This is a genomic window from Cupriavidus sp. SK-3 (assembly GCF_000611145.1).
Taxonomy (GTDB): Bacteria; Pseudomonadota; Gammaproteobacteria; order Burkholderiales; family Burkholderiaceae; genus Cupriavidus.
Window position 1 is genome coordinate 41253 of record NZ_JFJV02000273.1, and the last position, 19751, is coordinate 61003.

Annotated in this window: 17 protein-coding genes and 2 pseudogenes; 10 read left to right on the plus strand and 9 right to left on the minus strand. The window is 65.2% G+C overall.

Annotated features, from left to right (window positions below; translation table 11 throughout):
* Positions 1–76: 76 nt before the first annotated feature.
* Entirely contained in the window at positions 77–403 is a 327-nt protein-coding gene (locus CF70_RS29935; RefSeq protein WP_035874195.1) for a hypothetical protein, read from the minus strand.
* Between the two features lie 1039 nt (positions 404–1442).
* On the opposite strand from CF70_RS29935, the gene CF70_RS29945 reads away from it, so the two are divergent.
* The 7 genes from CF70_RS29945 to CF70_RS38450 all read left to right on the plus strand — a co-directional run bounded on the left by CF70_RS29945 (position 1443) and on the right by CF70_RS38450 (position 6575).
* On the plus strand, positions 1443–1931 hold the full coding sequence (locus CF70_RS29945) for a VOC family protein (protein ID WP_035874201.1): 489 nt from the start codon (positions 1443–1445) through the stop codon (positions 1929–1931).
* A 2-nt stretch (positions 1932–1933) separates the two neighbouring features.
* Positions 1934–3157, plus strand: coding sequence for an FAD binding domain-containing protein (locus tag CF70_RS29950; protein WP_035874204.1), 1224 nt, complete (start codon positions 1934–1936; stop codon positions 3155–3157).
* A gap of 49 nt (positions 3158–3206) precedes the next feature.
* A complete protein-coding gene (locus CF70_RS29955; protein ID WP_035874207.1) occupies positions 3207–3569 on the plus strand; it encodes a DUF485 domain-containing protein in 363 nt (120 codons plus the stop codon).
* Positions 3566–5206: a cation/acetate symporter ActP gene (gene actP / locus CF70_RS29960; protein ID WP_035874210.1), complete on the plus strand. Its 1641-nt coding sequence runs from the start codon at positions 3566–3568 to the stop codon at positions 5204–5206. The genes CF70_RS29955 and actP overlap by 4 nt, the downstream gene beginning before the upstream one ends.
* A gap of 206 nt (positions 5207–5412) precedes the next feature.
* Positions 5413–6009, plus strand: coding sequence for a TetR/AcrR family transcriptional regulator (locus CF70_RS29965; protein ID WP_035874255.1), 597 nt, complete (start codon positions 5413–5415; stop codon positions 6007–6009).
* Positions 6010–6055: 46 nt separating this feature from the next.
* Complete coding sequence (locus CF70_RS38445; protein ID WP_235185267.1) at positions 6056–6280, plus strand: helix-turn-helix domain-containing protein; 225 nt, start codon at positions 6056–6058, stop codon at positions 6278–6280.
* Positions 6228–6575 (plus strand): hypothetical protein, encoded by a 348-nt coding sequence (locus CF70_RS38450; RefSeq protein ID WP_235185270.1) that lies wholly within the window; start codon positions 6228–6230, stop codon positions 6573–6575. The genes CF70_RS38445 and CF70_RS38450 overlap by 53 nt, the downstream gene beginning before the upstream one ends.
* Here the strand turns inward: CF70_RS38450 and CF70_RS34105 are convergent.
* Positions 6521–9205, minus strand: a complete 2685-nt coding sequence (locus CF70_RS34105; protein ID WP_051649236.1) for a LuxR C-terminal-related transcriptional regulator — start codon at positions 9203–9205, stop codon at positions 6521–6523. The two genes, CF70_RS38450 and CF70_RS34105, sit on opposite strands and share 55 nt — an antisense overlap.
* A 358-nt stretch (positions 9206–9563) precedes the next feature.
* Between CF70_RS34105 and CF70_RS29990 the strand changes: the two genes are divergently transcribed.
* Positions 9564–12380 carry a LuxR C-terminal-related transcriptional regulator gene (locus CF70_RS29990; protein ID WP_035874223.1) on the plus strand — a complete coding sequence of 939 codons (2817 nt, stop codon included), beginning with the start codon at positions 9564–9566 and terminating at the stop codon, positions 12378–12380.
* Between the two features lie 108 nt (positions 12381–12488).
* Here the strand turns inward: CF70_RS29990 and CF70_RS34110 are convergent, their stop codons facing one another.
* The 4 genes and pseudogenes from CF70_RS34110 to CF70_RS30010 form a co-directional block, all read right to left on the minus strand.
* Entirely contained in the window at positions 12489–12857 is a 369-nt protein-coding gene (locus tag CF70_RS34110) for a type II toxin-antitoxin system RelE/ParE family toxin (RefSeq protein WP_051649238.1), read from the minus strand.
* Positions 12854–13153: a type II toxin-antitoxin system prevent-host-death family antitoxin gene (locus CF70_RS30000; RefSeq protein WP_035874226.1), complete on the minus strand. Its 300-nt coding sequence runs from the start codon at positions 13151–13153 to the stop codon at positions 12854–12856. The genes CF70_RS34110 and CF70_RS30000 overlap by 4 nt, the downstream gene beginning before the upstream one ends.
* Positions 13154–13318: 165 nt before the next feature.
* Positions 13319–13678 (minus strand): annotated as a pseudogene (locus tag CF70_RS34115) (transposase); the annotation flags it as partial.
* A 51-nt stretch (positions 13679–13729) separates the two neighbouring features.
* On the minus strand, positions 13730–14818 hold the full coding sequence (locus CF70_RS30010; RefSeq protein WP_035874229.1) for an MBL fold metallo-hydrolase: 1089 nt from the start codon (positions 14816–14818) through the stop codon (positions 13730–13732).
* A 499-nt stretch (positions 14819–15317) separates the two neighbouring features.
* On the opposite strand from CF70_RS30010, the gene CF70_RS30015 reads away from it, so the two are divergent.
* Entirely contained in the window at positions 15318–16490 is a 1173-nt protein-coding gene (locus tag CF70_RS30015) for a porin (RefSeq protein WP_035874233.1), read from the plus strand.
* 110 nt (positions 16491–16600) lie between these two features.
* Here CF70_RS30015 and CF70_RS38455 read toward each other — a convergent pair whose 3' ends face one another.
* Positions 16601–17209 carry a hypothetical protein gene (locus tag CF70_RS38455; RefSeq protein ID WP_235185269.1) on the minus strand — a complete coding sequence of 203 codons (609 nt, stop codon included), beginning with the start codon at positions 17207–17209 and terminating at the stop codon, positions 16601–16603.
* Positions 17210–17281: 72 nt separating this feature from the next.
* Positions 17282–18001, minus strand: a complete 720-nt coding sequence (locus CF70_RS30025) for an IS6 family transposase (protein ID WP_035874236.1) — start codon at positions 17999–18001, stop codon at positions 17282–17284.
* Between the two features lie 219 nt (positions 18002–18220).
* Here CF70_RS30025 and CF70_RS30030 point away from each other — a divergent pair, with 219 nt between their 5' ends.
* A complete protein-coding gene (locus tag CF70_RS30030; protein ID WP_035874239.1) occupies positions 18221–19156 on the plus strand; it encodes a DUF4189 domain-containing protein in 936 nt (311 codons plus the stop codon).
* A gap of 84 nt (positions 19157–19240) precedes the next feature.
* On the opposite strand, the pseudogene CF70_RS35465 reads toward CF70_RS30030, so the two are convergent.
* Positions 19241–19381, minus strand: a pseudogene (locus tag CF70_RS35465) (transposase domain-containing protein); the annotation flags it as partial.
* Between the last annotated feature and the right edge of the window lie 370 nt (positions 19382–19751).

A 19751-nucleotide genomic window follows, 5' to 3' on the forward strand; every position in this document is an offset into this window, starting at 1 on the left:
GGCCCGGCGCCGGCCTCCCCCCGATGACGGATCGCGGGAAAGCTGATGCCGGGCCTCACAGAGGAGAGCTTGCTGCCTACTCAATCAGATTGATTGCAAAGCCAATGTAAGTCGTCCCGACCGCATCATAAGTTGCGATCTGATTGTTCGGCGCGAAACCAACAAACGGTGTTCCCTGACCGGAAGTCCCGGCCACCGCGTGCCCGTATGGCGTCACAGCCAGCGCATCGGCCGGGACACCGATTGTGTCGAGCGGGGGCGATGTCCTGGACTGTGCCACGGGATAATTTCCGCTGTTCCACTCGGTGGTATTCCACTTGCCGTCGCTACCAAGCCATTGGACGGAAAAATTGAACACGTACCCGCCTTTGTTGTTGACGGTGATCTTCTGGACCGGTCTCATGGTGTGTCTCCTGCTACGGAAAAAGTGTTAAGCGAAAAACGATCGGGGTGCCGCTCCGGGGCGTCGATTTTCTTTATGTCTAGCCTGACATGATTTCCTCCTCTTTAATTCAGGAACCATGAAGTTGTTAAAGCTCGCCGGATATGGCGTCGAATTATTGTTCGAGTGACGGGATGCTGTTCCGTGACTGATTGACATTAGTCTTCCCTGTTCATGACGGCATCTCTTGAACAGAGATACCGTCATGAACAGGGAGTCAGACATCGGGTTCCGGCATTGGGCGCATGTTGCCTCCCACAGAAATCTGGGCGAGATTGCGGAAATCTGCCTTTCGGCAAATGAAGTGACGACTATCGAGTGCGGCGAATCAGCGCGATCGTTGCGGCCGGTGGTTCGGCCCGCGCACCGTAGCCCTGCTGCTTAGCGCCGGAGGATGGGTGCGGATCGCACGCCAGACCGGCCCGTGGTGCGACCCCCGCATGGTCCCTCATGGGGAAACCGGCTGATCCGCCTGATGAGTTCGTCCACTGCGGCAACTCCAGTGATCAGGCATACGAAGTCGAGATGATGTTGCACGAGAGAGATTCCGTGAAGTTTGATAAGTTCGAACCCGGTAAGCACCGCACAAGCGCGCACGAAGCCCTTCAGGTGCGCCTCACTAGTGGTTTCTGTGGGCGCCGCCGCCGTGTCCTGGGCTGACATCATGGTTCCCATCTCGCCGCGTCTTGAAATGCTAGTGCCTGTGGATCAATTCGGAAGTAGAAGATGCTTAAGTCTTACTTGCGTGAGGCGCAAGTGTGTTGCTGCCAAGCATTGATCTGCACATTGCATCCGGCGCTGCCGTTGCCCACATGGGTAACCGCATCATGGGGATCTCACTTCACTGAGGCACAGGCCCGTGCCTCAGTGAAGTGGCCCACCCGGCGCGCGCCCCGCCGATCAGGGTAAGTACCCCCCTGCCCACCCTTGGCCGTTTCATTCAGTCGCCCTACAATTTATCAACCGATCACTAATCGGTCGATAAATAGAAGAGGCAACCATGGCAATCCGAAAACTCGCGCACTTCTCGATCCGCACCACGGACCTCGAGACATCCTGCGCCTTCTACGAACGCATTCTCGGCTTCAGGCAAGGCTATCGCCCGCCTTTCGATTTCCCCGGCGCATGGCTGTACATGGGCGGTGACGAAAGTGACTTCGGCACCGTCCACATCATCGGCGCCGACCCGGACAACCCCGGCGGGCTGTCCGCCTACCTCGGCGACCGCGCCCCTGCGGCGGCGGGTACCGGCACCCTCGACCACATCGCCTTCCTGGCCACCGGCGTGGCGCAGATGTGGGCAAAGCTGGAAACCGAGGGCATCCCGTGGCGCGACCGCACCGTCCCCAGCCTGGGCCTGCACCAGGTGTTCATCGAGGACCCTTCCGGCGTCACCATTGAACTGAACTACCCCGCCGCCGAGGTGGCGGGCCTTGCAATCCCGGGCAACGGCGAGCGCGCTCCCCTCCCCGCAGTGGCAGGAGACTGATCATGACAACCCTATCGACACGGCCGAAGGCCATCATCGTGGGCGGCTCGCTGGGCGGGCTGTTCGCGGCCAACCTGCTCGCCCGCGGCGGGTGGGAGGTGGAGGTATGCGAGCGTGTTCCCGAAGCCCTTGCCGGGCGCGGCGCGGGCATCGTCACGCATCCCGAGTTGTTCGAGGCCCTGGCCGCCGCCGGGGTCGAGGTGGACGACTCCATCGGCGTGCAGGTGAAGTCCCGGCTGACGCTGGGCCAGGACGGCAGCGTCCTGTCGCAGCGGGAGCTGCCGCAAACGCTGACGGCATGGGGCAAGATGTACCACGTGCTGCGCTCCGCCTTCACCGGGGGCACCTACCGCACGGGCGCCAATGTGGTGTCGGTGCGCAGCGAGCCCGGCCGCGCCGTGGTAATGCTGGACGACGGCTCGGTCCATCACGCCGATCTCGTGGTCGCCGCGGACGGTTTCCGTTCCGCGTTGCGCGAGTGCCTGTTGCCCGAGGCCCGGCTCCAGTACGCAGGGTACATCGCCTGGCGCGGCCTGGTGGACGAAACGAGCCTGAGCGAAACCACGCGCGACATGCTGTTCGAGAAGTTCGCCTTCTGCCTGCCGCCGCGCGAGCAGATCCTCGGCTACCCGGTGGCGGGCCAGGGCAACAGCACCCGGGTTGGCGAGCGCCGCTACAACTTCGTGTGGTACCGCGCCACCAGCGAGGACGTGGACCTGCCCGACCTGCTGACCGATGCCAGCGGCAAGCGCTGGTCCGGCGGTATCCCGCCGGGGCTGATCCGGCCGGACGTGCTGGCGGGCATGGAGAGCGCCGCGCAGGCCAACCTGGCGCCCCAGTTCGGCGAAGTGGTGGCCAAGACCGCGCAGCCGTTGTTCCAGCCCATCTTCGACCTCGAGGTGCCGCGCATGGCCTTCGGCCGCGTGGCGCTGCTCGGCGACGCCGCCTTCGTGGCGCGCCCGCACTGCGGCATGGGCGTGACCAAGGCCGCGGGCGACGCCATGTCACTGGTCAAGGCGCTGCGGGCGCATGACAGCGTCAGTGCCGCACTGGAGAGCTACAGCGCCGAGCGCGTGCAGGTGGGTGCGGCCATCGTCCAGCACGCGCGCCACCTCGGCGCCTATATGCAGGCGCAACTCAGGAACGAGACCGACCGCCAGATGGCCGAGCGCTATCGCACGCCGGAAGCCGTGATGCGCGAGACGGCGGTGTCGGCGCGCTTCTGAGCGCGCCGCCGCCCCACGCCAAACCACCCGCCCCAAATCGGAGACAACCTTGGAACACACCGCCCCCACCTTTGCCGCAGCCGCCCGCGAAAGCGCCGCGCCCGCCGCGGCCCCACCCAATCCCCTGCTCGCCAATCCGGCATTCCAGTCCCTGGTGCGCGCGCGGCGCAGGTTCGCGTGGGCCCTGACCGCCATCATGCTGGCGGTGTACTTCGGCTACATCCTCACGCTCGCTTTCCGGCCCGCGCTGCTGGGCCGCCAACTGAACCTGGGCCAGCCCATGAGCGTGGGCATTCCCGTGGGCTTCGGCATGTTCGCGGTGACCTTCCTGCTGGTGGCGGTGTATGTGCATCGCACCAACACCGTGTACGACCAGCGCATCAGCGACCTCAAGCAAGGGGCAGCAAAATGAAGCAAACCGCCATCTCCGCCACTGCCGCAACGCTGCTGCTTGCCGCTCTGCCCGCGTTCGCCGCGCCGGGGCCGGTGGGCCAGGGCATGAATGTCATCGCCATCGCCATGTTCCTGGTGTTCGTCGCCGCCACGCTCGTGGTCACGCGCTGGGCCGCCAGGAGCAACCACAGCGTGGCCGACCACTACGCCGCGGGCGGCAAGATCACCGCCCTGCAGAACGGCTGGGCGATCGCCGGCGACTACATGTCGGCGGCCTCGCTGCTAGGCATCTCCGCGCTGGTCTTCACCAGCGGCTACGACGGCCTGATCTATTCCATCGGCTTTCTAGCCAGCTGGCCGATCATCCTGTTCCTGATCGCCGAGCCGCTGCGCAACCTCGGCCGCTTCACGCTGGCCGACGTGGTCTCCTACCGCCTGCAGCAGCGGCCCATCCGCGCGTTCTCCGCATCCAGTTCCATCGTCATCGTGCTGCTGTACCTGGTGTCGCAGATGGTGGGGGCCGGCAAGCTGGTGGAGCTGCTGTTCGGCTTCAGCTACACGGCAGCGGTCGTGCTGGTCGGCGTGCTGATGGTGGTCTATGTGTTCTTCGGCGGCATGCTGGCCACCACCTGGATCCAGATCATCAAGGCGGTGCTGCTGCTCGCCGGCGCCGCCTTCATGGCGTTCATGGTCATGAGCCGCTTCGGCTTCAGCCTGAATGCGCTGTTCGGGCAGGCCATCGAGGCCCACGGCAAGCACGCTGCCATCATGAGCCCGGGCGGCCTGGTCTCCGATCCCGTATCGGCGGTATCGCTCGGCCTGGCGCTGATCTTCGGCACAGCCGGCCTGCCGCATATCCTGATGCGCTTCTTCACCGTCGGCGACGTCAAGGCGGCACGCAAGAGCATCCTCTATGCCACCGGCATCGTCGGCATCGGCTACGCGCTGATCATCATCATCGGCTTTGGCACCATCGCACTGGTGGCCAGCGACCCGGCCTACCACACGCCTGCCGGCGCGGTAATCGGCGGCGTCAACATGGTGGCCGTGCACCTGGCCCATGCCGTCGGCGGCAACCTCTTCCTCGGCTTCATCTGCGCGGTGGCGTTCTCGACCATCCTGGCCGTGGTGGCGGGGCTGACGCTGGCCGGTTCCTCGGCCATCTCGCACGATCTCTATGCCAAGGTCCTGCGCCAGGGCAACGCCACCGACAAGGAGGAGATGCGCGTCTCCCGGATGACCACGCTCGTGCTGGGCGTACTGTCCATCCTGCTGGGCATCCTGTTCGAGAAGCAGACCATTGCCTTTATCGTCAGCCTGACCTTTTCCATTGCCGCCAGCTCGAATTTCCCGGTGCTGCTGCTGTCGATCTACTGGCGCGGGCTGACCACGCGGGGCGCCGTGGCGGGCGGCTCGCTCGGGCTGCTGACCGCGGTGGTGCTGACGGTGCTCAGCCCGACCGTGTGGGTACAGGTACTCGGCCATGCGAGCGCCATCTACCCCTATGAGTATCCGGCGCTGTTCTCCATGCTGGTGGCCTTTGCCGGCATCTACGTGTTCTCGGTCACTGACCGGTCCGCGCGCGGTGCGCGCGAACGCGGCGCGTTCAACAATCAGCTGGTCGATTGCGAGCTCGGGCTGGTCAAGCCGCAGTAGCACCCGTGCCCTGTGCTGCCGGCCGCACTGCCGGCAGCCCGGCCGCGCCTCAATTTATCACCCGATTGGTACAATGCCGCAAGCGCTCCGCACGGGACGTGCCTGCCACAGGTGAACGAATGAAACGAGACGCAACGCCGACCGAGAACGATGCACCGGCCAAGACCGGAAAACGGCTGCTGCCCGAAGAGCGGGAGCAGCAGATCGTGCAGAAGGCCATCGAACACTTCACGCGCAACGGCTTCTCCGGCAGCACGCGCGATCTCGCCAAGCAGATCGGCGTCACCCAGCCCTTGCTGTACCGCTACTTCTCCAGCAAGGAGGCGCTGATCGATCGCGTCTACAGCGAAGTGTTCCAGTGGCGGCCCGACTGGGAACGCCAGATCACCGACCGCGCCACGCCGCTGACCGAACGGCTGTATGCGTTCTACCTCGACTACGCCTCCGTGATCCTGCGCGAGGAATGGATCCGGGTCTTCATCTTTGCCGGCCTCACGCGCGAAGGCATCAACAACAAGTACCTCAACAAGCTGCGCAGCAAGGTCTTCCTGCCCGTGCTGGCCGAGGTGCGTGCCGAGTACGGCATCCCGGAGCCGCGCAACGCGGCAGAACTGGAGGCCGAGGTCGAGATGATCTGGGGCCTGCACGCGGCCATCTTCTATCTCGGCGTGCGCAAATGGGTCTACGGCCTCAAGGTGCCCTCGGACATCGGCGCCGTGATCCGCCGCAAGGTGGACATGTTTCTCCACGGCGCGCCTGCCGTCATGCGCTCCCTGCGCGCGCCCGGCAAGCCCGGCAACTGAGTTCCTGCGAGGATGGACGACGCCCCTTACCGCTGGAGTCTTACCTATGGACAAGCTGCTGGCATTGAAGCTGTTCGTCGAGACGGTCGACGCCAAGGGGTTCTCCTCCGCCGCGCGCCGGATCAACCTGGCCACGTCATCGGTGACCCGCATGATGGACTCGCCGCTGCATCGCGCCGTTCCTCGGCAGCTTTCTCGCGCAGTATCCGAAGCTGGAGCTGGAGGTATCGTTGACCGACGAGATCGTCGACCTGCTCGGCCAACGCATTGATCTGTCCATCCGCCTGGGCAGCGCCACGTTGCTAGACGAAGTGGTGGCGCGTCAGATCTGCACGTTCCGGCGCAGGGTGGTGGCAAGTCCGGGCTATCTGCGCCAGCGCGGCATCCCCGCCGCGCCGACGACATTGACCGCAGCCCGCGAGGACACGCCGCCAGCGACGAACGATGGCTCGGAGTCGGTCCAGCCGGCGCGCGAGCTATCGCACTGGCAGCCCCGTCAGCCAGCCCCCTGTCAGCCAGCCCCCGTCTGCTGCCCCTGCCTGCGCGCGGCCACGATGGCATCGTAGCGCCGCGAAACGCCAAGCTTGGCGAATATCTGCCTGAGATTCCACTTGACAGTCAACTCGCTGATGTTCAACGCCAGTGCGATTCTCTTGTTCGACATTGACTGCTCGAGCAGCCCCAGTATTTCCCGCTCCCGCCTGGTCAGGCCCGACAACTCCGTCAGGCCATCCTGCGGCGCCGCCGCGATAGCCCTATCGGGCCCGGCGGCGGGCATGGCAAGCGGCATCCCCCGCAAGCCGGCAAGGTAGTCCTCCTGTGCACTGTCCCTGCGCCGCGGCAGGCAGCCCAGCAAGACGCGAACGCCCTTGCCTTCGTCGAGCAGCGTGCGCACCAGGCCAAGCCGGTAAGCCGTGGCCACCGCTGGCTCCATGCATGCAATCACTTCATCGCGCCGCCCGAGCGCATCCAGCGCCAGCGCCTGCAGCAGATCGGTGGTGACCATCAGCCCCTCCCTGCCCAGTGCCGTGGCCGTGGCGCGGACGTCATCCAGCGCCAGCATCGCGCCTTGCGCCTCGCCCATGGCCAGGAGGAGCCTCGCACGCGACAGCGCTGCGATCGCCACGATCTCGGCCGCGCGCGGTTGCGCGCCCGTCTGGTCATGCGCCAGGCCGTCGAGCGTGGCCTGCAGCGACTGCGCGTGCCGCCAGTCCCCGCCGGCAAGCGCGATCCGCTGCCGTTCCGCCACCATCTGCGCCATCCCGCGCCAGATGCCACGGCTGCGGAAATGCGCTTCCATATCGGTCAGGAATGCCATGGCCTCGTGCGGCAGCCCGCCAAGCACTTGCAGGCGCGCATGGCACAGCGCGGCGCGCAGCGCCACATCGGGCGACGATAGCTTGAGCATGTCGAGGCGATCCGCCAGCACCTGCCGTGCTTCCTCGGTCTTGTCGCGTTCGTACAGGACCACGGCCACCGTTGCCGCGCAGTAGCAGGCACTGACCGAGCGGCGGCCGTGGTGGCGTTCAGCCTCGGCGAGCGCGTCCTTGCCCATGCGCTCGGCTTCCAGCGCATTGCCCTCCAGCAGGATTGCGCTGGCGGCGCTTGCCCTGGCCATCAGCGCCAGCTCGCCCGTGCCGGTGCGCATCGCGCTTGCGGCGGCGGAACCCAGGATATCCCGCGCCTGCGCGTGGCGGCCGCGCGCGGTCAGGCTGCGCACGGTCAGGCCAAGCCTGATGTGCTCCAGCGCCGGATGGCCCAGCGCTACATTTTCAAGCGTTGCCAGGGTGGCGTCCAGCAGCGCCACTTCGTCGCGCTGCATGGCGATCACGGCGCGCAGCAGCCTGCCATGCCGCGACCCGCCGGCGCCAGCCCTGACGGCTTCCAGTGCGCTCAGCCATTGCTCGGCTTCGGCGGGCCGCGCCGTCACCGCGCTCGCCCACGCGGCGAGCAGCAGCAGGCGCGGATGCCCCGCCAGCCGGGCGGAAGGCACCATTTCGGCCCACTGCCGGAAGGCCCGCAACTGGCTCACGCTGGGCAAGGCCGGCATCGAACACTCGATCAGGCGGACAACGGCATCGAAGTCCTCGCTCAGCAAGGCATGCGGAATCGCCTCGGCAAAGCGCCCTTGCTGCACGAACCATCCGGTGGCTCGCCGGTGCAGGCCAGCCACGTCCTCCTGGCCGCATGCCAGGCGCTGGCTCAGGAATGCCGCGAACATGGGATGAAAGCGGTACCAGCGGGCCTGGTCGTCCTCCTGCGCGGGCAGCAGGAACAGGCCGCGCGCGTCGACAGCGGCGAGCAACGCGTCCGCATGCTCCGAGCCCGTGACATGGGCGGCCAGCGCCGCGTTGAAGCGCGGCAGCACCGACAAGCCTTGCATGAAGTTGAGCAGCTCCGCTGGCAACCCGGCCACGACGTCTTCCGACAAGTAGGCGTGCAGGCTATCCGCATCGGGCGCCAGCGCGCGCAGGCGCACCGGATTGCGCTGCGCCGCCTTCGACGAGGCCACCATCAGTTGCAACCCGATCGGCCAGCCGGCACAGAGCGCATGGAGCCGCGTGGCGGCGTCCAGGCCCACGCGCGCATCGAGATGCGCCTGCAGGAAAGCAAGCGTTTCCCGGAAGGAAAATGCCAGGTCCGCGCCGCCGACTTCACCTAGCTCCCCCACTGCGCGCAGACGGCCCAGCAATAAGGCTGGCGCCTTGCGCGACGCCATCACGACGTGGAGGTTGGGCAACCGTGCCTCAAGGATGGCCTGTAGCAAGGCACGGCTGGCGGGATGGCTGGTCCGGTCGGACTCGTCGATCATCAGGTACAGCTCTTCGCGCGCGCCGGCCAGCGCCTGGATATAGCCGGCAGCCAGCGATTCCGGGGCCGCCAGCGCATCGTCCTGCCATGGCGGCGCGAGCCGCGCATGCTGCAAGGCGGCACGCAGGCTGGCGCGGAACGCCTCCGGCGCTTCGTCTTCGGCGTCCAGCGAAAGCCACGCTACGCTGGCGCCTTCCCCGATCAGCTTCTGGCGCCACTGCGCCATCAGGGTGGTCTTGCCGAAGCCCGCGCCGGCAGTGATCAGCACCAGCTTGCGCTGGCGCGCATCGTGCAGGCCGGCAAGCAGGTCTTCGCGCGGGATCGCGCGGCTGCCAAGGCGAGGCGGCGCCAGCTTGGTAGTGGGAGCAGGTTGATACCGTTCCATCGAAATTCGGCTCTCGGCAATGCGGGCCAGGCGGTGCGAGAAAAGGACCGCCGGCCTGTCCCGGTGGATATCGGGTGTCCGGACGTGGCGCGTGGGCGGGAGAACGCGCGCTTCGGGGATTGCGCGAAATATATACTAGCCATGCATGGCGCAAGCCCTGGTTTGGGGCCGCCCACCTGATCCGGGTGGCTGGGCGAATGCCCGAGCGAGGCAAGAGCGGGATGCATGCGGAGCACACGCCGCTCCGGCGCGCCGGCCGAATCGCGCCGGGCCGCCTGTACAATGCATCACCATTCCGATTGACATCGACGCTGGCCGGCATGGCCAGTGCTCGGAGACAAGAAGGCACCGGTCACCTATGCCGCAAAGCCCCTCCTCCCCCGGCGCTCGCCCGCCTGCCAGCGCGGCGCCGGAATCCACCAGTAATGCAAAGCGCCTGCCGCCACGCGACACGGTCAGGGTTCTGGCGCGCGAACGCGTGCTTGCGCAACTGACCGAGGCACGGCGCCGCCGCGCGATCGTGCTGCAAGGCCCGGCCGGCTGCGGGAAGACCGCCACGCTGCTGGCGTGGCGCCAGGCGCTGCTCGCACTAGGCTTCGATGTTGCGTGGCTGACCCTGTCAGCCGACGACAACGAACTGGCGCGCTGGCTCGATGCCCTGCTGGGCAGCCTGGCCCAGGTCGATACCGCGATGACGCGCGAGGCGGCGTTGCTGGGCGGCCGCGGGATGGATGCGGAAGTCGTCGAGCGCACCGTGCTGGCGCTGGTGCAAGGCATCGCCAGCCATCCGCGCGACCTGGTGCTGGTGCTCGACGAACTGCACCATCTTGCCGATGCCCGCGTGCACGAGTCGCTGCAATGGCTGCTCGACTACGCGCCGCCTAACCTCCATATCGTGCTGGCGTCGCGCGGCAACGTACCGCTATCGCTCGGCCGCCTGCGGGACCAGGGGCTGGTGCTGGAACTGGACCAGCGCGACCTGCGCTTCACGCTGGCGGAATCCGGGCAATTCCTGAAGGCGCAACTCGGCGATATCAGCGCGCGCGACGCGCGCCAGCTGCACGAACTGACCGATGGCTGGGTAGCCGGGCTGCAGCTGTTCGCCACGCACTGGAAGCGGCACCGGCAACACAGCGGCGCGCAGTCCGGCGCCGACAGCTTCGTGCGCGCCAATGTGCAGAATGCCGGCGCCTTCGCCGGCTATTTCGAACGCGAAGTGCTGGCGCGCCTGGCGCCCGCCGAGACGGAGTTGCTGGTGCGCGCTGCGGCATGCCAGCGCTTCAGCGCATCGCTTTGCGTGGCGCTGAACGAGCAGGCGCAAAGCTCCGCCGAAGTGGTCGCCCTGCTCGCCCGCCTCGACAACGACAACCTGTTCATCACGCCCGTCGACGGGCCCGACCGGGAAACCTGGTATCGGCTGCATCCGCTGCTGCGCGAAGCCCTGCTCCAGCGCTTCGGCGCGCGCAGCGAGGCACAGCAGCGCGCCGTGCATGCGGCCGCCTGGCACTGGTTCCGCGCGCACCGTTTGCTGGAAGAAGCCGTGCGCCATGCGGTGCTGGCGGGGGAAGCCGACGCGGCCGCGGATCTCGTGCAGCAATATGCCGGCACGCTCACCGCCCGGGGGGAATTGCGCAAGCTGATCGGGCTGATGCGCCTGTTGCCGGCCGAGCAGATCGAGGCGCGCATCAAGCTGCGCCTGATGACCCTGCAGATGCAGATCTTCGCGCGCGACCTCGACGCTTGCGCAGTGAGCATCGAGCGCCTGCTCGCCGACATTCCCGAAACCGACCTGGCGGCCAGTTACCGGCTCACCATCCTGCGCTTCGGGCTGGCCGTGCAATGCGACGATACCGAGGGCGCGCTGGCACTGGTGCCCCGGTTGATGCAGGCGCCCGCCGACGCCGAACCGGTCACCCTCGGCGCGCGCAACAACCTGCTTTCGTGGCTGTACATGCACCTTGGCGAGTACGAGCGCGCGCGCCGCATCCAGGCCGAGGCGCCGCCGCTGCTGGCGGAAGGCGCGCCGCTGCTGGGCACCACCGGCGGCAGCCTGAACGGACGCTGCATGGTCGGTTTCAGCTTCGCCCTGGAGGGCAAGATGATCCAGGTCGAGCGCATCTGCCGGGATATCCTGTTCGAGGCGGACAAGGCCGGCAGCGCCGCGGCCGAACCCGGCTACTTTGCCGCCGCGCTGCTTGGCGAAGTGCTTTACGAACAGAACGACATCGCGGGCGCGCGCCGGCTGCTGGAAGACCGCGTGGACGTGCTGGAGCGCGTGTCGATTCCCGACTCGGTGCTGCGGGTGCTCCGAACGCTGTCGGCATCGCACTGGGCGGCCGGGCATCAGCTCGATGCGTTTGCCTACCTGGAGCGGCTGGAAGAGTACGCGGCGCAACGTGGCCTGGACCGCTTGCTGGCCCATAGCCTGGGGGACCAGGTCCAGCGCCACCTGTCTTGCGGCGATCCGGACGCCGCGCAAGCCGCGCTGGCGCGCCTGGAGGTCATCGATGCGCGTCACCCGCACGCACAGCCGAGCGCGCTAGATGAGATCCGGGTGGTGGCCGAACGCGCACGCACCCAGATGTGCCTTGCGCATGACGACCTTGCCGGGGCGGCGCAGCGCCTGGCGCCGCTGATCGCCCTGTGCGATGCGCGCGGCTGGCAGCGCCAGGTGGCGCAGTTGCAGTGGCAAGGCGCGGTGGTCGACTTCCGGCTCGGGCTGCCGGATACCGCGCGCGACCAGATGCTGGCGGCTTTGCGCCGGGGGCACCGGCTTGGGCTGGTGCGCAGCCTGCTCGATGCGGATCCGGCGGGGCTTGACCTGGTCGGTGAGATCACACTGGGGCAGGCGGCGGACCCGTTGCTGGATTTCTATGTCGAACGGCTGCGCTCGGCGCGGGAGGCGCTGGTGGGGGCCGTTCCGGACACGTCTCCACTCTCCTCCGATGGGCAGCCGGCAAACGCCGCCGGCATGGAAGGGTTGAGCGAGCGTGAGGTCGATGTGGTGCGGTTGCTTGGGCAGGCGCTGCCCAACAAGAAGATCGCGCGGACGCTTGGGCTGTCGCCGGAGACTGTGAAGTGGCACTTGCGGAATGTTTTTCGCAAGCTTGGGGTTAGTAGTCGTGATGAGGCTGTGGCTCGGGTTCGGGATATGGAGTTGGGGGGTGGGGGTTAAACCGTATGTGATTTTTTGGGCGGCAAGCGCGGCCCTTGCGGACCGGGCGCGCTGCCCCCTCCGATTCGAGGGAAGCCCCCGCACGCAGGGCGCCAGCGCTTTTGGGAGTCACTCGTCTTCCGCGTATCCCAGCTCTCGCTGATGTCGAATCGAGAGTACGACGACGCGTGAGTCAGAGTACGCATACAGAATGACATGTGAATGAATGACGTACTCCCGAATCTCCGGCACCCCCGCCTCAACGGCCAGTCGAAGCAGATCGTCGAGTCGCGCCGATTCCTGACCGGAGCCCGCGGCGAGGATCTCAGCGGGACGGCCAAGCCGGGGATGCGTCATCACTAAATCACGGAACCGATGGATCTCTTCCCATAGCGCTTCCATTCGCCCCGGCGCTGAACTCACGTCCTGGAGCAGCATGAACGCCTCAATGGTCTCCATCCGCTCCTGGAAAGCATCCGCAAAGTCGACACGCGTCATTTGCGAGACGCATCACGTCGACGCATGGATTCCCGGATCTCCTCCAGAGACTTGACGCGACCTTCAAGTGCGTCCTTGAGACCCCTTTCGGCATCGGCCAACATCAGCAGTCGCCCCCGTTCTCTCCGTTCGAGGTTGTGGTAGTAGTCCAGCTTCTTGGCATCGACAAGGGCGACAAAGGCAGTGCCATTCTTTGTCAGCAACTTCTCGGCACCTGCCACTACGTCCTCGGCCAACTCGGTCAACCGTGAGCGGGCCTCGCTGATGGGGACAACATCTTTGGCACGAATCGACATTGCGCATCCTTTACGGAATTTGTTAACGAAAAAATAGACAAATTACGTCTTGTGGTCAAGGTTCAAGACAATCCGGGGGTGCACATATGTAACGTAGTCAGCACAATGCTCATCAGCAAGATCACCGAGCTTCTTCCATGACCGCCGCGGCTAGGCCAGCTCCGCCTACGGTCGTTGTAGGCGGAGCTGGCCTAGTGCGGAATTCGCCGTTTGCTTGGTCCTCTCGGCTTTCTTTAACTCATGGTTTCTTTCATACGGCTCATTGCCCATCAGCACGGCCCACGCAGTTCGCGCCGCCTTGTTGGCTAGCGCCACCACTGTCACGTTGGTGGGCCGTCGGCGTGCCAGTTGCTCGCACCACAAGCCCTTGTCCTTGGCTCGGAACAGGACTGCCCTGGCACCATGGATCAGCAGCATGCGCAGATAGCGGTCACCGCGTTTGCTGATCGCGCCCAGGCGCACCTTGCCCCCAGTGCCGTGCTGACGCGGCACCAGCCCGAGATAGGCCGATAGGGTTCGCGATGCACAATACCTGTCTCATGCTGCAAGCCTGCCTTTGCGGTCTCTGCGCGCCACTCAGGCGGCCGTGCCGGGCCGACGGGCGCGGTACCACGCCACACCCGACTCGCCGGCTTGCACTTGGAGTTCGCCAAGCGCGCTCAGGTAGTTCAGGTACGCCACGGTTTCGCCCGTCGCGAGCGCGTACTGCAGCGCGTCGTCGCCCGTCACGGGCACGGCAAAGAGCACGGCGAACAGGTCGACGGCACGCCGCGGCTCGCGCAGTGCATCGCGCAGCCGGGCCAGGTTGCGCCAGAGCGATTGTTCAAACCGGTCGATGCGCGTATGAAGCCCTTCAAACGGATCGTTGTGTGCCGGCAGCACCAGCACGTCTTCCGGCACCATGCGCCGGATGTGCGACAACGACGCCTGCCAGCCGGCCAACGGGTTCGCGTCGGGCTCCATCGGATGCACCGAGACGTTGGGCGAAATGCGCGGCAGCACCTGGTCGCCGGCAATCATCACGTGCAGGTCGGGGGAATACAGGCATGCGTGCTCCGGCGTATGGCCCTGCCCCGTCAGCACGTGCCAGTCGTGGGCACCAATGCGCACCACCGCGCCATCCTCCATGAGACGAAAGCTACGCGGCAGGCGCGAGATCATTCTCCCGGCGCGGCCAAAGCGACTTCGGTAGCCGTCAAGGGCCCCTTCATCCCAACCGGCGCGCCGGTAGAATGCAAGGCCCTCGGGTGGAACCTCCTGGCCGGCCTCCGCGGCGGTGGCAAGGCTGTGCAGATACTCCAGGCGCGTCATCCAGAGGTGGCACTGGAACCGGTCCACGAGCCAGCCCGCCATGCCCACGTGGTCGGGATGCTGGTGCGTGACGATCACGCGCGTCACCGGCCTTCCGCCCAGAGGCCCTGCCAGAAGCGCTTCCCAGGCTTCCTCGCATTGCGGCGAAAGCAGGCCGGTATCGACGATCGCCCAGCCATCGCCGTCCTCGATTGCCCAGACATTGATGTGCGCCAGTACGTTGGGTAAGGGCAGTCGCATCCACCGTACGCCGGGCGCGATCTCGAAGGCCTGCCCCGCTGAGGGTGCCTCTCCACACGGATAATGCAGCCTCGCCACAGGCTGGGCGAGGTGCTCGGAATCTGGACGATACATAGGTCAACTCCCGCAGTCGATCCTGCGCCAGCCGACTCGCGGGGCAAACAGGTTCCAGGAAAAGGACGGTCGGCACGCTTCGTGGACATGGCGACAGCCGTCCTTCTGTGCACAGGATGAAAGGTAGCCCTGCGGCGGCAGCCGCGCCCCTCCCTTTCAGGCAGGGGTTGTAGACGTGCTCCCATTCGGGTCGCGTCCGCCGCGTCCGATGGTGTTGCATCGCGTTAACATTGGTGTATTCCCTCGCATCCGGCCGCCGGCATTCCCGCGTGCGCCGCCACAGCCCGCCGTTGACGCGGGTATCGCACGCCACGCTGCCCCCCCGCCCCTCCCCCCTCCCGTTTTGATAGGCGAGCGGGTGTGGATGCCATCTCTACTGTCGAAGCGCGCCGGCCACTCGACTGCCGTGCAGATCCGACCGCGCAGCGTCGTGGTCCGCCCGTGACTGGCGCATGGGTCGGCATGACATATTGATAAAGACAAGAGGAGACTTTCTAGCATGAAAAAATCGCTTATCGCACTGGCGGCGCTCAGCGCAGTGGCAGGGTCGGCAAATGCCCAGACGAGCGTGACGCTCTATGGCGTGATTGACACTGGCATCGAGTACGTCAACCGGGTTGCCACGGCGCCAACGACGCTGTCCCCGTCATTGACCGGGGTTGCGCCGGTCGGCAAGCGCTTTGACATGAACGGCAACGGCGGCCTGTCTGCCTCGCGCTGGGGGCTGCGTGGCGTGGAAGACCTGGGCGGCGGCCTGAAGGCCATCTTCACGCTGGAAAGCCAGTTCACTCCAGACACCGGCGCGTTCGCGGGCAACACCGGCATCTTCAACCGCCAGGCATATGTCGGCCTGAGCAACCAGTACGGCAAAATCGCCTTCGGCAAGCAGTACTCAAGCCTTGCCGAAGGCATGCTGAACTTCTCCCCCACCCGTGCGGCGCCCGCCTATGAGCCAGGCGTCTGGTGGCTGGGCATTAACTACCGGCCTGCCAACACCATCAAGTACAAGGGCGAATTCGGCGCGCTGTCTGCCGCTGCCCACTATTCGTTCGGGGCCGGCGTAGGCCTGACATCGCTGAGCACAGGCGGCGCGCTCTACAACGGGGGCGCCGGTGAAACCCCCGGCGCCCATCGCGACGACACGGCTTGGGGGGCTTCGGTGTCCTACCTGAACGATCAGTTTGGCCTGGGGATCGGTTACGACCAGTGGAATCCGGCTGCCACGGTCGGCAATCCTGGCAAGGTCCGCAAGGCCGGCATCGCTGGCAGCTACAGCTTTGGTCCGGCCAAGCTGATGGCCGGCTACCGCTGGGGTGACCAGACGTACGCCAACGGCCGAACCGCCATGCGCGACGACTACTGGTTCGCTGGCGTGAGCTACCGCGTCAATGCGGCACTTGACCTTCAACTGGCCTACTTCTATTCGAATATCAAGCAGCTTGCGCTGAGCAACAGCAGCGCCCCGATCAACCCTGCCAACCCCCAGCAGGTCAGCTTCGTGGCCGACTACGCGTTCAGCAAGCGAACCGACGTCTATCTCACGACCGCGTGGGCGCATAACGGCAGCCTGGCCAATGATGGTCCCTTCACCGGCTACCTGTTCAACTACGCGCAGGCGCCCGGACAGAAGAACATGGTCGGCGCGTTGGTCGGCATCCGCCACGTTTTCTGAGTGCCAACCCAGGCACAATGACTTATGGAGCGCCGCCAGCAAATGGCGGTCGCTCCGGCGGCTACGCCTCGCCCCCCGCAAGGTCCGTACCGATATCCGATTCTGGACCTCTACCGCAAGATCGAGGGCTGGGAGGTGCACGACAGCGACGACGACTCGCGTAAGCGGCGACGTTGCCACCGTTGCGAGGACAGTGCGCGCGACAACGGACTACCGCCTCGGCGCTTCCCGGGCGTCGCAAAAAAAAAGCTCAGGGTATCGTCATCCTTGATCTTGATGTGCCATTCTCCAACGCAGTATTTGGCGTCGGAGAACTTCTCCCGCCATCGGCGCGAGAGCGTCTCGATGCATGCACGCCCTTGCGGTGGCATCTGCGGCGCGGCAGCCATCTGTCGCAGCATTTGCAGATAACTGGGATCTCCCCAGCGGGGCGTGGCTGCGACGTGCGCGTTCCAGACAAGCACCACCAGTTTGTATGTCTCGCGCACCACGGCGATCGGCGTGTCTTCGGTAATGGCCTCGGACAGAAGCGGCCCTCCGAAGTCCAGAATCGTCTCGGAGATCTTGCGTTCGGCCTTGCCCGCGCTTGCTTGGTTCATTGTTTCGTTCCGCTTGATGCGCGACCGCGGTTCAATGCCGGGTCGCCGAGGCTGGCAACCGGCAAGGACGACGTCGACGCCACGGTCGATGCCGATCCGACCGCGCCAGAGGGTTTCCAATTGTAGGGCGCCAATTCCGGTTTTGTTGCGATAAGGATGGTTTGGCGAAGCCATCGGGTGAATCGCGCTGGATTACGAAACCAGGGAACAGAATTGTTGTGCGGCGGACAAGCGGGCCCCCTTGGGACATGCCATCTGTCCCTTGGCGATCATATGCATGGTTTCGATGCCACCGACAAGGATGCGCGCGCAACGGAAATTTTTGAACCCGAGCATCGGTCGTGTTCGTCGTTTGATGGCCCGATGGTCCTGCGCAATGATGTTGTTCAGGTACTTGCGCTGGCGGATCTTGATCGGCGTCTCGCGCTGCGCATTCACGGCATGCAAGGCCGCAAGATTGGCACCGCTCTTATCGACGGTGACCGTCTCTGGAACACCGTTCTGGCTGATCGCCTTCTCGAAGAGACGCCGGGCGGCAGCCTTGTCACGATGGGCCCGCCGCAGGAAGTCGATGGCGTTGCCGGCCTTGTCCACGGCGCGATAGAGGTACGTCCATTTGCCCCGCACCTTGAGGTAGGTCTCGTCCATCCTCCAGCTCTTGCCAACCGGGCGCTTGTGGCGGCGAAACGCCTTCTCGAACAGCGGCAGCAGCTTGATGACCCAGCGGTGCACGGTCGAGTGATCGACCGCAAGACCACGCTCGGCCATCATTTCCTCGAGATCGCGCAGACTCAGCGAATAGGCGACGTACCACCGCACGCACAGCAGGATCACGTCCAGCGGATCGTGCAGGCGCTTGAGCACCTTCGTTACGCTAGCCGGCAGTGCTTTTCTCGCCGATGCCTTCTTCATTACGGGCTTCAGTTCTGGCCAATGTCGGCTCCGATCTTACCCCGGCATCCTTATCGCGACAAAACCTCGCCGTTGGCCAGCGCCCTTTCCTGTGAAATCTCCGCATCTTCTCTTCCGACGGCGGGTGTGACGACCCAAACGTTGCATGGGCAGCCCACTTCACTATTCTCCGATTGTGCCGTTATTGCTGCGGCACCACCTAAACGACAAGGAAAAGGGATGAAGTACTGGAAGGCAGTTATGGCCGGCGTCATGTCGGCAGTCGTGAGCGGCCAGGCTTTTGGGTGGGGCGCGACCGCCATCGGCGACGGGAACCTGCACTACACGCAATACAACGCCGACACGCCGAAAGAGGCTGAGCAGCGTGCCATGTCCGGATGTGCTGAGCGCACGACCAACTGCAAGCTCGCCATGGAGCATGCCGTGCGAAGCACCGCAATGGTCATGGTGGTCGGTGACGAAGGCTGGGCCCAGGTATCGAACGAGAACCCGGACAAAGCTGGGAATGATGCGCTGGCGTCCTGCGGCAAGCTGTCCAAGGGGTGTCGTGTAGAGTCGGCTGTCTGGGATACCTCCCCCTTCTTCGCTGCCCTGGCCATAGGCAAGGACAATCTCTGGGTGACGACTGGAGCCAGCTCTCTAGAAGCCGCCGAAAAATCGGCGACCGAGCGTTGCCAGCAAGGTTCTGCGACTAAGGCGCCCTGCTCGCCCAACAAGGACTTCACGACGAATACGCATGCGTTCTATGTCCTTGCCTCGTCCGATGACTACACAGGGATAGGATTGCGGACCACGCCAGCGCAGGCCAAGAAAGCCGCCCTGGAAAGCTGCGAGGAAGGTAACAAGAGTGGCAAACCTTGCGTTGCCGGTGCGCCGATCGAGAACGAGGCGCCCGTCGCCGCTCCGGCCACGATGAAGAAATGGATCGACGCCGCCGCGAAATCGACGGCCCCGCGTCAGATGAAGCCGATCAAGACAGCAGCCACCACGAGGTCAACCAACGTCGTCCGATGTTCAAACACGTGCGCAAACGGAAGCTGCCTGCGCACCTTCGGGAATGGCCGCCAGGAGCGCTGGCAAGCGCCACGGGTCTACGATCCGATCACGCGCAACTGGACATGGGACACAGTGACGAACGCTTGCGGCGTTATTTGATCGTTGGGGCGCCGAGGTCAGTGGATCCCTCTTTCGTGGGGAGAGTGGGCGCGGTGAACTGCGCGCCAGCGCGCGGTCATTGCATCAGGTGACGTTCGCCCGGGCGTGCCGCTTCGTGAAGTTGAACGGCATCAGGTCGCTGATGTCAGCGTCAGGCGCACGCTGCGGCAGCTCGGTGAGCACGTTGAACAGATAGGCATACGGCTCGACGTTACAGGCGCGGCAGGCACGGCAGGCACCCGCGTTACGCCATTAACCTCGACGACTGGTACGAACGCTGGCAATGCAAGCTCCGCCATATCCGTCGCAGCGGTTTCATTTGCCTCCTGTTGCAGCCGGATCCATTTGCGCAACTGGTTCGTATTGATCCCGACTTTGAGCGCCATCCCGGATAGGGGTATCCGGACCTTTTGCGCGAAATCTGGCGGTGATTACCCAGAGAGCCGCTTGCAGCAAGGCTCCGCGTGCTCATCCCTTTCGCCAGGCAGACAATTTTGCAAGTCCTTGATCCGTATGGATTTCCAGACTAAAACGGCCAGATTTCGCAGAAAAAATGCGACTACCCTCATCTGACACAAAGGGCCAGCAGGCGTCA

What these genes read in the sequence shown, in the direction of transcription:
- CF70_RS29935 (WP_035874195.1), bottom strand. Translation starts at nt 403, where the DNA reads ATGAGACCGGTCCAGAAGATCACCGTCAACAACAAAGGCGGGTACGTG.
- CF70_RS30030 (WP_035874239.1), top strand. Translation starts at nt 18,221, where the DNA reads ATGAAGTACTGGAAGGCAGTTATGGCCGGCGTCATGTCGGCAGTCGTG.
- CF70_RS29950 (WP_035874204.1), top strand. Translation starts at nt 1,934, where the DNA reads ATGACAACCCTATCGACACGGCCGAAGGCCATCATCGTGGGCGGCTCG.
- CF70_RS34105 (WP_051649236.1), bottom strand. Translation starts at nt 9,205, where the DNA reads ATGGAACGGTATCAACCTGCTCCCACTACCAAGCTGGCGCCGCCTCGC.
- CF70_RS34110 (WP_051649238.1), bottom strand. Translation starts at nt 12,857, where the DNA reads ATGACGCGTGTCGACTTTGCGGATGCTTTCCAGGAGCGGATGGAGACC.
- CF70_RS29945 (WP_035874201.1), top strand. Translation starts at nt 1,443, where the DNA reads ATGGCAATCCGAAAACTCGCGCACTTCTCGATCCGCACCACGGACCTC.
- CF70_RS30010 (WP_035874229.1), bottom strand. Translation starts at nt 14,818, where the DNA reads ATGTATCGTCCAGATTCCGAGCACCTCGCCCAGCCTGTGGCGAGGCTG.
- CF70_RS38445 (WP_235185267.1), top strand. Translation starts at nt 6,056, where the DNA reads ATGGACAAGCTGCTGGCATTGAAGCTGTTCGTCGAGACGGTCGACGCC.
- CF70_RS29990 (WP_035874223.1), top strand. Translation starts at nt 9,564, where the DNA reads ATGCCGCAAAGCCCCTCCTCCCCCGGCGCTCGCCCGCCTGCCAGCGCG.
- actP (WP_035874210.1), top strand. Translation starts at nt 3,566, where the DNA reads ATGAAGCAAACCGCCATCTCCGCCACTGCCGCAACGCTGCTGCTTGCC.
- CF70_RS30015 (WP_035874233.1), top strand. Translation starts at nt 15,318, where the DNA reads ATGAAAAAATCGCTTATCGCACTGGCGGCGCTCAGCGCAGTGGCAGGG.
- CF70_RS30025 (WP_035874236.1), bottom strand. Translation starts at nt 18,001, where the DNA reads ATGAAGAAGGCATCGGCGAGAAAAGCACTGCCGGCTAGCGTAACGAAG.
- CF70_RS30000 (WP_035874226.1), bottom strand. Translation starts at nt 13,153, where the DNA reads ATGTCGATTCGTGCCAAAGATGTTGTCCCCATCAGCGAGGCCCGCTCA.